Genomic DNA, 13,239 nt, shown 5'->3' with positions numbered 1-13,239 from the left:
ATCAGCCAGCCTTTTAAGGCGCCAATGTCCGTTAGAAGCTGTTTTCAAAGCGTCACGAGCACAGTCGTTCCTTCAGAGCGGTGTTGGCGAAGGGTTTTTCAGCGGTGAAAAACCTGACGCCAACCCTCATCAGCTCCCCGTTCTGCAGGCGTAAAACTTTGAAAGCAGCTTCTGTAAGGAATTGCCGATAATTCTGGCTAAGCGGCCCACAACGCCACAAAGCGCATGAGTACGGCAATTTCGGGATGAGCGTCCCGGACACCCATTTGGGACCACTGATGAGGGTAATAACTGTGCTTGAAGCCTACCGCAAACATATCGAAGAGCGTGCAGCACTGGGTATCGTTCCCCAGCCGCTTAACGCCGAACAAACTGCAGGCCTGGTCGAGCTGCTGAAGAATCCCCCGGCTGGCGAAGAAGCCTTCCTCGTTGACCTGATCACCAATCGCGTTCCGCCAGGCGTGGACGAAGCGGCCTATGTAAAGGCCGGCTTCCTCTCTGCCCTCGCCAAAGGCGAAGCCAAATCCCCTCTGATCGACAAGAAACGCGCTGTTGAACTGCTCGGCACCATGCAGGGCGGCTACAACATCGTGACGCTGGTCAATCTGCTGGACGACGCCGAACTGGCGCCAGTGGCCGCCGAAGAACTCAAGCACACCCTGCTGATGTTCGATGCCTTCCACGACGTGGCTGAAAGAGCCAAGAACGGCAACGTTCACGCCAAAGGCGTTCTGCAATCCTGGGCCGACGGCGAGTGGTTCAAGAACCGCCCTGTACTGGCCGACAAGATCAGCCTGCGCGTGTTCAAGGTGACTGGCGAAACCAACACCGACGACCTGTCCCCTGCTCCTGATGCCTGGTCCCGCCCGGACATCCCGCTGCACGCCCTGGCCATGCTGAAAATGGCTCGCGACGGCATCGTGCCGGACGTGCAAGGCTCCATCGGTCCGATGAAGCAGATCGAAGAAATGCGCAACAGCGGCTTCCCGATCGCCTACGTCGGTGACGTGGTCGGTACCGGTTCGTCGCGTAAATCGGCCACCAACTCGGTGCTGTGGTTCTTCGGTGACGACGTTCCTTACGTGCCGAACAAGCGCGCTGGCGGCTTCTGCTTCGGCAGCAAGATCGCTCCAATCTTCTACAACACCATGGAAGATGCCGGCGCACTGCCAATCGAATTCGATGTCACCAACATCAACATGGGCGACGTGATCGACCTGTACCCGCACGCTGGCAAAGTCTGCAAGCACGGTACCGACGAAGTCATCACCACCTTCGAAATGAAGACCCCTGTGCTGTTGGACGAAGTCCGTGCCGGCGGTCGTATTCCGCTGATCATCGGCCGTGGCCTGACCGAGAAGGCTCGCGCCGAACTGGGTCTGCCAGCGTTCGACCTGTTCAAGAAACCGGATGCTCCGATCGAAAGCACCAAGGGTTTCACCCTGGCGCAGAAAATGGTCGGCAAGGCGTGCGGCGTAGCCGGTGTGCGTCCAGGCACCTACTGCGAACCTAAGATGACCACCGTCGGCTCTCAGGACACCACCGGTCCAATGACCCGTGATGAACTGAAAGACCTGGCGTGCCTGGGCTTCTCCGCTGATCTGGTGATGCAGTCGTTCTGCCACACCGCGGCTTATCCAAAGCCGATCGACGTGACCACCCACCACACCCTGCCTGACTTCATCATGACCCGCGGCGGCGTTTCCCTGCGTCCGGGCGACGGCATCATCCACAGCTGGCTGAACCGCATGCTGCTGCCCGACACCGTCGGTACCGGTGGTGACTCGCACACCCGTTTCCCGATGGGCATTTCGTTCCCGGCCGGTTCCGGTCTGGTCGCATTCGCCGCTGCCACTGGCGTGATGCCGCTGGACATGCCGGAATCGATCCTGGTGCGTTTCAAAGGCGAGATGCAACCGGGCGTCACCCTGCGTGACCTGGTTCACGCCATTCCTTACTTCGCGATTCAGGCTGGCTTGCTGACCGTCGAGAAGAAAGGCAAGAAGAACGCCTTCTCCGGCCGCATCCTGGAAATCGAAGGCCTGGACAACCTGAGCATCGAACAGGCTTTCGAGCTGTCCGACGCCTCGGCCGAACGTTCGGCTGCCGGTTGCACCATCAAGCTGTCGAAAGAGTCGATCACCGAATACCTGCAATCGAACATCACCCTGCTGCGCTGGATGATCGGTGAAGGCTACGGTGATGTGCGTACCCTGGAACGTCGTGCTCAAGCGATGGAAGCCTGGATCGCCAACCCTGAACTGATGGAAGCCGACGCTGACGCCGAATACGCTGAAATCATCGAAATCGACCTGGCCGACATCAAAGAGCCTGTGCTCTGCGCGCCAAACGATCCGGACGACGCCCGTCTGCTGTCCAGCGTTGCTGGCGAGAAGATCGACGAAGTGTTCATCGGTTCGTGCATGACCAACATCGGTCACTTCCGCGCTGCCGGCAAGTTGCTGGAACAGGTCAAAGGTCAGCTGCCAACCCGTCTGTGGCTCTCGCCACCGACCAAAATGGACGCTCACCAGCTGACCGAAGAAGGCTACTACGGCATCTACGGCAAGGCCGGCGCACGCATGGAAATGCCGGGCTGCTCGCTGTGCATGGGTAACCAGGCACGTGTAGAGCCGAACTCCACCGTGGTGTCGACGTCGACCCGTAACTTCCCGAACCGTCTGGGTGACGGCGCGAACGTCTACCTGGCTTCGGCCGAGCTGGCGTCCGTTGCGTCCATCCTGGGTCGCCTGCCGACCGTCGAGGAATACATGGAATACGCTGGCAAGATCGACAGCATGGCGGCCGACGTTTACCGCTACCTGTCCTTCGACCAGATCGCCGAGTTCCGTGAAGCTGCTGCGAACGCCAACATCCCGGTCGTTCAAGCCTAACGCTGCAACGCCATAAAAAACGCCGCCCATCGTAAGATGAGCGGCGTTTTTTTATGCCTGCGCCACCTGCCCGGCCAACGTGAGCGATTGTTGTACGGCAACGTCGACACTCAGGTCGCTGAGAATGACCTGTTCGCGCTCCCGTACGGGTAATATCGAGAGTACCGCCTGAGCCTGTTCCTTGAGCCGCGCCAGGATCAACAACATGTTCAGCGCCCGCACCTGCAAAAAGAACGCTTGCAGCGCTTCGATGCTGGTGCCGTCCAGATCGGGCGACTCTTCGAGACTGAGAATAATCGTATGCACCGGTGACTCTGAATGCCGGGCCAGGTGCAGCGCACCACCCAGAATGCGTTCCACGTTAGCGAAAAACAGTGGCTCGCTGGGCCTGACAATCAATATGCCGGGGGTTTCCACGGCTTGAGGATGACGTTGCAGATCGACGTAATCGTGACCGCTGCCCATTTTCCCCAGCACTTGAATATCCGCCGAAGACATCTGTTTCAGCATCAGCACCACGCTGATCACCACCGCCACCACCAAGCCGTCCAGCACCCCCAACACCAGCACCGCCGCCACTGCGCAGATCACCAGCAAACGGTCGCGACGCCAGATGAAATAGCGCCCCAATGGCTGCAGGCTCAAACCGCGCGCCAGAGCATGAATGACGATGGCGGCCAGCACCGGCTCGGGAGTCAGGGCGATGTAGGGCAGCACCGTCAATACGATGAGCAAGACCACCCCCGCCGCCACCGCGCCGGCCATGCGCGAACCGGCCCCCGCCGCCTCATTGGCCGCCGTCGCGGAGTAACCGGCGCCCGCTGGCATGCCATGGAATAGCCCGGAAAGCAGATTGGCCGCACCGAGGGCCAGCAAATCGCGGTTCGAGGAGACGCGGTCACCGTGCTTGAGCGCAAACGAGGTGATCGATCCGTAAGACTCGGCATACAGAATCATCACCATGGCAATCGCCAATTCCCCCAGACGCAGCCAGTCGGTAAACGGCAACACTGGCAGCCGAGGCACTTCAAGGCTCAGGTCGATCACACCGATCATTTTCACCCCGTAGGCCGGCAAGTTCAGCCATTGGCCGGCCGCAATGCCGAGTGCCACCACCAGCAAACCTCCGGGCAACCGCCGGACCCGCGCGCACAGCCACAGCACCACCAATGACACGGCCGCCACCAGCGCGCCGACGCGATTCCATTGTGGCAACTGCTCCAGCAACTGCGGCATGAGGTGGATCAGATTGCCGCTGTTCAAGTGCACATCGACGGCGCTCGCCACCTGCTTGAGGATGATGGTCATCGCCAGGCCCAAGGCAAAACCGCGCAATACCGGTTTGGCAATGAACGAGGTCACGCTGCCGAGTCTGAGCAGCCCGGCCAGCAAAAAGAACCCACCGGTCACCAGCACCAGACCGATTGCCAGCGTCATGCGCAGGGCGGAATCACCGTTGGCCAGCGTGGCGGTGGAGGCAGCCAGAACGGCGGCGGAGGAAGAGGTCGCGGAAACGATGGCAAAACGGCTGGTGCCTAATAGCCCGTAGCACAGCAGACCGGCAAACAACGCAATAACCCCGGCCTGTGGCGGTAATGCAGCAATGCTGGAATAGGCGACCGCCTCGGGCAACAACAAACCGGCAATCGACAAGCCGGCCAATACGTCCAGCCAGCGATTGGGTATATCGGCACGGGGTTGCGCCGCTACGCCAGTGGCACCTGCCATAAGCGTCTCCAGAGAAAGCGCTCCACGATGATGCGCTAATACAACCCGCAGCTTAGTCGTTAATACCCTGCAATGGTGTGCTCTGGATCAGGTTGCACTGATCTGCGCAGGAGCGAGGCTTGCCCGCGTTATCGTTCTTCGCGGGCAAGTCGGATCGCTCTACAGGGTATGGGTCAGGCCGTCAGTGAATAGATCAACGCCGAAATCGCCACCAGGCCCACCGCCGTCACGAAGACATTGGACGCCTGACCACGAAAACGCGCCATGGCCGGAACCTTGCGGATCGCGTACATCGGCATCAGGAACAGGATCGCGGCGATGATCGGGCCACCGAGGGTTTCGATCATGCCGAGAATGCTCGGGTTCAGCGTGGCAACGATCCAGCAGACCACCAGCATGAACGCCGCGGTCATGCGATCCAGCGTCTTCGGTGCCGGGCGTTTGCCGCTCTTGACGATCAGGCCCTTCAAGCCTTCGCTGGCGCCAATGTAGTGGCCCAGGAACGACTTGGAAATGGCCACGAAGGCAATCAACGGCGCCGCGAAGGCGATGGTCGGGTTACTGAAGTGGTTGGCCAGGTACGACAGGATCGACAGGTTCTGCGCCTTGGCTTGCGCCAGTTGCGCCGGCGACAGGGTCAGCACGCAGCTGAAGACGAAGAACAGCACCATCACCACCATCAAGATGTGGGCGCGGGACAGGATCTGCGAGCTGCGCTCTTCGGCATGCGCGCCGTAGCGACGCTTCTGGTCCACCGCGAACGCCGAGATGATCGGCGAGTGGTTGAACGAGAACACCATCACCGGAATCGCCAGCCACAGGGTGTGCAGCAGCGCCGACGACTCAGGCAGTGTGGTCGCGGTGCTGAGGATGCCGCCATTCCAGTGCGGAACCAGGAACACCGCCAGGAACAGCAGCGCGACGATGAACGGATAGACCATCAGGCTCATGGCCTTGACGATCACCTGCTCACCGCAACGCACCACTGCCAGCAGGCCGAGAATCAATACGAACGACAACACGGCGCGCGGTGGCGGCATGATGTGCAGTTGATGTTCGAGGAAACTGCCCACCGTGTTGGTCAGGGCCACGCTGTAGATCAGCAGGATCGGGAAGATCGCGAAGAAATACAGCAATGTGATCAACGCGCCGGCCTTGATGCCGAAATGTTCTTCCACCACTTCGGTGATGTCGGCGCCTTCGCGGCCGGACAACACAAAGCGGGTCAGGCCACGGTGGGCGTAAAACGTCATGGGGAACGCCAGCACTGCCAGGATCAGCAGCGGCCAGAAGCCGCCCAGCCCCGCGTTGATCGGCAAAAACAGGGTACCAGCCCCGATTGCCGTGCCAAACAGGCCCAGCATCCAGGTGGTGTCATGGCGATTCCAGCTTGCGAGGCTCGCTGGTGTTGCCGCTACATAGCGTTCGTCGACGCTATTGGCCTGATCATTCATCCGGTCGGATCTCCGCTTTCCGGTCACTTGCCACCCGGTCAGGACGAGTCGGAAAAATCCGACAGGCAGCGCCCTGGCCGAAACAGGGGCGCGATTGTCCGGGATTAGTGAGCAGAAGCAAAGACTTAGCTGAGGAATGGTTATGCGGATCAGATGGGTAAGCGCAACGTGCTCTGTAGCAGCTGTCGAGCTTGCGAGGCTGCGTTCGGCTGCGCAGCAGTCGTAAACCCTGAATGCACGGTATGCCTGACGGACCGCAGTGCCTGATTTTGCGACTGCTGCGCAGCCGAACGCAGCCTCGCAAGCTCGACAGCTGCTACAGCTATTTCATCGCGGACAAATCCTCTCCACCTGCCCCGCTCTGATCTAGTGTTGTCATTAGAAGGATCGCAGGCTTCGCCAGCTCCGACACCGGGAGCCAAAACCCCTGGCCATTGCCAAACCGCTCCGGCGCCAGCAATCTGAAGCGACGTTCGAGCCCCCAACATTCCGCTGCCCGCAGGAGCCCAGCATGACCGCAACTGTTCTGGTACTGGTTGAAACCATTAATGAATACCTGCCGATTCTCGAACATCAGGGGTTTCATCTGATCCTGGCCCCGACCCCGGCCGAGCGCGCCGTCGCCATTGCCCGACAGGGCAGTCAGATCGATGCGGTGCTGACGCGCGGTCCATTGGGCCTGCGCGCCGATGAAATTGCCGCCCTGCCCAACCTCAAGATCATCTGCGTGATCGGCGCCGGTTACGAACACGTCGACCTGCAAGCCGCCGCCGACCGCGGCATCACCGTCACCAACGGGGCCGGCGTCAATGCCTCTTCCGTCGCCGACCACGCCATGGCGTTGCTGCTGGCACTGGTGCGCGATATTCCTCGGGCCGATGCTGCCGTGCGTCGGGGCGAGTGGCCGAAAATCATGCGCCCTTCCCTGGCCGGCAAACGCCTGGGCATCCTCGGCCTTGGGGCTGTCGGCATCGCTATCGCCAAACGTGCCGCCAACGGCTTCGACATGAGCGTGAGTTACCACAACCGCCAGCATCGCAGCGACGTGCCCTATAGCTTCTGCTCGACGCCGACCGAACTGGCGCGCCACTCGGATTTCCTGATAGTCGCCGCTCCCGGCGGGCTCGGCACCCAACACTTGATCAATAGACAGGTACTCGACGCTCTAGGGCCCAATGGATTTATCGTCAACATCGCCCGGGCCAGCGTGATCGTCACGGCAGACCTGATCAGCGCGCTGGAACAGCGACGGATCGCCGGCGCCGCCCTGGATGTCTTCGATAACGAACCCCAGGTGCCGGACGCCTTCAAGCGGTTGGCCAATGTGATTCTGACTCCGCATGTCGCCGGATTGTCCCCGGAGGCTACCCAAGGCACTGTGGAACTGGTCGGCAAAAACCTGACGGCGTTTTTTTCCGGTCAACCGGTCCTGACCCCCATTGCTTTACCGCCGCCGAACGCAGCCATCCAGCACAATCACTAAAGAACGCCCAACAACGTCCACAGACGCCGGGATTCGGCATCGGCGCTGATCAGCTCTCCAAGCAGCTCGCTCAGGGGTTTGTTGCCCCACTCCACGCCCCGCTTGATCAAATAGGGCACCGGGCTGTGGGGTTCGGTGCGCGCCAGGTACTCGGCGATCAACAGCAATTGCCGGTACGCCTCTTCACGATTCGCCGGCTCGCTGAACGCCTGTGGTGCCGGGACGATGTCCGGCACGGCGGCCGGGCTTGCTGTCGCCACCGCAGGCGTTTCGACAGGCGCCGGGGTTGGTTTTCGTGGATGCATGGCGATGAACTCCTGAACCAGCGTCAACAACGCTTCGATCACATCCTGCAATGCTTTGAAGCCTGGAGCCTGATTGCCGAGATACGCGTCGCTCCAAATCTCCAGGCGTTGCAGGTGCTGCTGGCTGAGCAGCAGCGTGCCCTGGCTGCGCAACCAGAATGACAACGGCGTGGCGCGAATCTGTTCGGTGAGTTTTTTCTGTTCGTTACGCGCGTTCTCGGCCGAGGTTTTGGCCGCTTTACTGTCGCTGGCCAGCACCTGTTGCAGTTGCAACCGGCGCCAGGCATCCAGACAGAAGCCATCGAACTCGTTGTTGCGCGGCTCGAACAATGGCACTCGGGTCAGCAGCACTTCAGCGTAGCGTCGAGCCAGCCATTCGAGCGGTATCACCCGCCATGACTGATCGCCGTCCTCAGCCTGTGGGTGCAGGTGCTCGGGATAGCGCTCACATAAGCCGGCAATCAGCGCCAGGCTGCCCGGCAACCCTTCGAGCCCGTCCTGATGCAGCCAGGCCTCACCCAGCCAGGCACTGAGCATCAAATCCTTGCTGCGTTCGAGCAGCAGGCTGGTGGTCAGTTTTTCCAGTTCCGGCCATTGGGCACGCTTGATCGACGACTGCCACACCCCCGTGGGCAAACTGGTGTCGTCCTCACGGCGCAGTTCGCGCAACCGGTCGAACTCAGGCTCATAACGCAGGTCCTGGCCACAGGGGGACTCCACGCTGATCGGTTCGAGCAGTTGGGTGATCAATTCCGGCAACGGCGTTGAAGGTTGATTCACAGGCCCTCCTTATTAGATTCGATAGCCGCGGTCGACCTCGTCACCATGAACGGTGAGCGCGGGGCCCGGGTTGGCAAGGGCTGAATGGACAGCGGCAATTTCGAGCCCTGGGTCATCAACGACAGGCGCACAAACATCAGGGTTTGCTCGGCGGTGGTGGTGCTGGACTGGGTCGTCACGGGCAGGCGCAAGGTCAACGGAAAGTCCGTGTAGTCCATGTTCGGCTGGCGTTGCACCGACACGTGCGAGCGCATCAAGCGCAATAACGACCACGGCCCGCTGTACTCCCAGCCCGCTTCCAGATCCCGCACTACCAGGCTCGGCTGTAACGGATCGTTGGCCGGGCGCTGGTAGCCATTTCGGGCCCAACGCAAGGTCAGCCGAATCGGTTGACCGACCATCCAGCGCAGGTTCTGCTGGGGCTCGCCGGGATAGCTGAGCTGTTGATTACCGGCATTCAAGCCCCAGGCAATCACCTGATCGGCACCGCGCTCTTCCTCTCGATCAGTGCGCCAGCGCACGTCCATCTCCAGCCCCAGCACACCGCTCTTGTCGCGTACAAACATCGGGCCCAGCCAGGTGCTGGCTTGCTTCAGACGATTGAGAAAGTCTTCGGCGGCCAAGCGCTCCGGGGTCTGGCTCAGCAACAATCCGGCCTGCGCCACCGGCAAACGCTTGTCGATCAGCTCCAGCAAATGCTGGACCCTGGCCGGATCAGCGTCGGGGGCTTGAAGGCCATTGGCAAACGGAAAGCGTTCCGCCAGGTACTGATTGAAATAATTGGCCAGGTCGTTCCACGCTGCCGCCGCCTGTTGCTGTTGCAGGAACTGGCAGCGTTGCATGGCGGTTTGTTGCAAATCCACCGCCCGCAACGCCAATGTTCCGCGTCCGGCAGACAGGTTGGCGGTTTGCAGGATCTGGCCGCAGGACGTGGCGTCCATTTCGATAAAGTCGCGACTGACCAATTGTTCGATCTGCGCCGGCGAACTGGCGGGGTTCTGCTCCTTGTACTTGAGCAGATCGTCGTTGAGCGCATTGAACTGTGTCACGCGTTCATAATCCAGCGCCGAGAGGTTCTGTTGCTGGACTTTCAGCCATTCCAGCGCCGAGGTGCGTCGCTCGGTGATGCCGAGCATGGTGTTGAATTGCTGCTTGAGGCTCAGTTTCAAATCCTGCACGTCGTTGGCGCCATACAGTTGCAGGCCGAGGTTTTTCGAGCCGTCCCATTGGCTGATTTCGGCGCGCCCGCTGAACAGCGGCTGGGCGACGATTTCGTCGAGGCCGCTGACGATTTCGGCCAGGGCGCGGCGGTTCAAGGCAGTTTGAAAACGCGTGGCCAGATCGCTGCGGCGCACCTCGATAAAGGCTTTCTGCAAGGCAATCGCCTGGGAGGCCTGCACATTGAAAACGCCGCTATGGACCTGAGCATTGTGCTCGCGCAGGCTCGACAACATGGCCTTGACCACCGCGCCTTCGGCCGCTTGCAGCAAGGCTCCTCGATACGCCGGGGGAATGCGCGGCAGCTCTTCAGCGGCGTAACTCTTATAGCTGGCGAAATAGTTCAGCGCACTGTCGAGGTCGTCGCCATCAACGCCCTGCCCTTGCCCATTCGGGGCTTCGGAGCGATCCGCGTGTAAGGCGATGGCCACAAAGTCACGTTTGAACAACGCCTGTACCGCGTTGTTCAGCTGCACCACATGTTCCTGCAAGACCAGTTGCCCGCTGCCTTGCTGAATCAATAAATTGTCCCGGGAGCCGGCCTGGACGATCCATTGATCGCGAAAGCTCTGTTGCAGCTTGGCCGCCTGCATTTCCAACTGTTGTTCCAGTTGCGGTCCGAGCAAGGCGCTTTTGCGCACGTTGTCCAGCAACTCGCGATAGCCAGGCACCAGGTCCTGGCCTTTACCACGGCCCCACGCCGAATTCGTCAAGCCGATCACGGCTTGCAGGTCATCGACCAGCGCTCGCAAATCCTCGAGCTCGGTGAGGGAGTTACCACTGCCGGCCTCCAGCCGTTCCAGATGCAGCTTGAGATAACCGGCCTGGCGCACGAAATTGTCGGCCAGGAAATACTGATCCAGCCAGCGCTCCATGAGCCCGAGGAAATTTTCCTCGATCACCGGGCGCTCGACGGTCAGGTCGAGAGGTCGCAAGTCGCTGCCATCGGCATCGAACAATGCCCGGTTGTAAAAACCGGCGCGGTGCAAAGTGCCGACGTTGAGGTTCAGCGACAACGCGTTGTTGCTCAGCAACACCAGGTCTTCAAGGGGCGCCTTGGGGTTGTTCAGCGCCTGACTGAACCACTGGTTCTGCTGCTCCAGATTCACCGCGCGCTCCACCAGATCCTTGGCCTTGACGTAGTTTTGCCATTGGGCCGGATCTTCGCTTTCGACGTTGCCCCGTCGTTCGGTGTTGCGGATGGTCTTGAGTTGCGCCAGCTCCGCGCTCAACAGGTCGCGCAACGGCAGCATCAAATGGCTCTGGGCTGTCAGGCGCAACTCGCTCGCCAACTGCGCATCCAACGAAGAGAACCAGGAGGTCGGAAACACCACTGAGGTGAAGCTCCAGCCCGGCGCCTTTTCCAGCACCCGCCAGAAACCCTGGACGTTGCGCCGGGTCGACTCCAGCCGATGAGATTCATCGGTGACCGCCGCGTAGTTTTTCTGCGCCCCCTGCAGCAGGCGCGACAGTTCATGGGCCTCCTTGACCGAATCCTGCCAGACCCACAGCATGCCCGCGCCCCAGACCAACGCGACCACCAGCGCCACCCCACCGGTCACGCGCTGCCAGCGTTGACGCAGGCGTAACAGACGCGGCACCACCTGGGCCAGACCGCGCTCGGCGACCACCCGCCGCTGCCACAATTGCCGGGCGAAGGCGCTCTGCTGCAACCCGGTGTCGTAGGCGGAAAATCCGTCGACGCTGTCTTCCGAGGGCTGATTGGCCGTGAAATAAATACCGCGAAAACGCGGGGCCTCGCCTTGAGCATTGCCCTGGAAAACCGGCTCCAGCAGGCTTTGCAGATGGCGCCGCAAGGCTTCGAAGCGTTCCGGCAAACCATACAGCTCAGTGCTCAACTGCCCGGACAAGGCGCCGATTTCGATGATCGATTCCGCCAAGGCCCGAGTAACCTGATCCAGCGCCTGATCGCTCCATTGCGCCTGCCAGACCGCATCGGGTCCGTGGGGCGAGGACCAACCCAGCGTGCGTTCGCGGGTCTCGACGGGCAGCGCAGTGATCAGCTCCTGAAAGCCCGGTAACTCTTCCATGCCGGTAATGACCACGTACACCGGCAAGCTCAGCCCGAACCGTTGCAACAGATCGATGAAGCGTCGACGCGCCGCCAACCCGAGGGTCGCGGCTTGCTCGACGTTGCCCAGTCGACTGATCGGCACCGTCCAGATCACTCCGTCCAGCGGACGTTGGCTGCGCAAACGCAGGATCAATCCCAGCAAGCGCCACCAGCCGCCCCGTTGCAGGTTCATACCTTCATCCGGCAAAAACAGCGCCTGTGGCACCACCAATACCGCCCCTTCAGGGTCCGACCACCAGCGACCGAACCAGGCCGGTTTGTCGGTGGGCTGCAAGCGCCACTGAGTACATAACTGAGTGCCCTGGGTTTCGTTGCCGAGCATCAGCAGCCATGGAATCTGGTAGCGGTCCTGGGCGCCCTGCTCCTGCTCCATGTGCCGCACCGCCAGGTAAAAACTGCGAATCGCCGCCCCGCTTTGCGTGCGCAACCACCAGACCGCCACCCCGACAATCGCCAGCACCAACAGCACGGCGATGATGAGGCCGATAATCCCCAGCGTGCTCATGAGTCTTGCTCCGAGACGGTCACGGAATCGGTCATCTGCAAGACCGGTTCGAGTTCCAGGCGAATGTCACGCCAGAACAACTGCCCCAACCCGGTCAGCAGCAGGACCATGGCGAGAATCCCCAGGCCCAGGCGAAAACCGTCGGGCAACGAAAGGCGCACCGGCAATTGCATCGGTGGCACCGCCGAAGGCTGTTCGAGCCGGACACTGACGTCTGCATAATCCGCCTCGTGCTGCCAGGCAAAAGTGAACAGCGCCAAGCGCCATTTTTCATGCTGGGCCTGATTCTGTTCACCGCGCAGACGTCCCTGAAACCCCAGCACCAGACATTGCAAATAGACGTTGGCCAGATCGCGAGTGGTGGGGATCTGCTCGTCCAGCAGTTCCTTGATCGCCAACGGTATCCGTTCACCGGCCTGACGGCTGGCGTACAGCCGCGACTCCAAGGGTTTTTCCTGCCAGGCCGACTGGCCCGGCCACGGCGTGAACAGCAAGGTTTCATCGACCAGCGCGACAAAGGCATAGACCAGCGCCTTGACTTGCTCGGTGGCGGCGTCACCGACTTTGGCGAATGCGGTTCGCCACAGTCGTTGGGAGATTTGCGTGGACAGTTCGACCACCGCTTCCACCAGTGCCTCGTCCTCGCTGTCCTTGGGCAACTGGTTCCAGTCCTGGGACCATTGCTGCCAGGCCTGGCGAAAAGCACTGCTCAGCGGCGCTTCGTAAAGACCTCGTGCACCCGACCCGACATTGCCCTCAGACATATGACGTTCCTTC

Annotated in this window: 7 protein-coding genes; 2 read left to right on the top strand and 5 right to left on the bottom strand. The window is 61.0% G+C overall.

Going from position 1 to position 13,239, the window contains the following annotated elements:
• Nucleotides 1-293 precede the first annotated feature (293 nt).
• Nucleotides 294-2,894 (top strand): bifunctional aconitate hydratase 2/2-methylisocitrate dehydratase, encoded by a 2,601-nt coding sequence (acnB, locus tag PSH97_RS12585; protein WP_305449787.1) that lies wholly within the window; start codon nt 294-296, stop codon nt 2,892-2,894.
• A 51-nt stretch (nt 2,895-2,945) separates the two neighbouring features.
• Here the strand turns inward: acnB and PSH97_RS12580 are convergent, their stop codons facing one another.
• Both PSH97_RS12580 and PSH97_RS12575 read right to left on the bottom strand, forming a co-directional pair.
• Nucleotides 2,946-4,622, bottom strand: coding sequence for a SulP family inorganic anion transporter (locus PSH97_RS12580; RefSeq protein WP_305449453.1), 1,677 nt, complete (start codon nt 4,620-4,622; stop codon nt 2,946-2,948).
• A gap of 173 nt (nt 4,623-4,795) precedes the next feature.
• On the bottom strand, nt 4,796-6,076 hold the full coding sequence (locus PSH97_RS12575) for a serine/threonine transporter (RefSeq protein ID WP_305449452.1): 1,281 nt from the start codon (nt 6,074-6,076) through the stop codon (nt 4,796-4,798).
• Nucleotides 6,077-6,587: 511 nt separating this feature from the next.
• Between PSH97_RS12575 and PSH97_RS12570 the strand changes: the two genes are divergently transcribed.
• Nucleotides 6,588-7,559: a 2-hydroxyacid dehydrogenase gene (locus PSH97_RS12570; protein ID WP_305449451.1), complete on the top strand. Its 972-nt coding sequence runs from the start codon at nt 6,588-6,590 to the stop codon at nt 7,557-7,559.
• Here the strand turns inward: PSH97_RS12570 and tssA are convergent.
• Genes tssA through PSH97_RS12555 form a run of 3 tightly spaced genes read right to left on the bottom strand, consistent with a single transcriptional unit; the run spans nt 7,556 to nt 13,226 of the window.
• Nucleotides 7,556-8,644 (bottom strand): type VI secretion system protein TssA, encoded by a 1,089-nt coding sequence (tssA, locus tag PSH97_RS12565; protein WP_305449450.1) that lies wholly within the window; start codon nt 8,642-8,644, stop codon nt 7,556-7,558. The genes PSH97_RS12570 and tssA overlap by 4 nt on opposite strands.
• Nucleotides 8,641-12,462, bottom strand: a complete 3,822-nt coding sequence (locus PSH97_RS12560; protein ID WP_305449449.1) for a type VI secretion system protein — start codon at nt 12,460-12,462, stop codon at nt 8,641-8,643. The genes tssA and PSH97_RS12560 overlap by 4 nt, the downstream gene beginning before the upstream one ends.
• Nucleotides 12,459-13,226, bottom strand: coding sequence for a DotU family type IV/VI secretion system protein (locus PSH97_RS12555; RefSeq protein WP_305449448.1), 768 nt, complete (start codon nt 13,224-13,226; stop codon nt 12,459-12,461). Before PSH97_RS12555 ends, PSH97_RS12560 begins: the two co-directional genes overlap by 4 nt.
• Nucleotides 13,227-13,239: the final 13 nt, after the last annotated feature.

This window comes from Pseudomonas cucumis (genome assembly GCF_030687935.1).
In the GTDB taxonomy this organism is placed as follows: domain Bacteria; phylum Pseudomonadota; class Gammaproteobacteria; order Pseudomonadales; family Pseudomonadaceae; genus Aquipseudomonas; species Aquipseudomonas cucumis.
The sequence above is the reverse complement of the archived record's forward strand: the minus strand, read 5'-3'. Positions and strand labels throughout refer to the sequence as shown.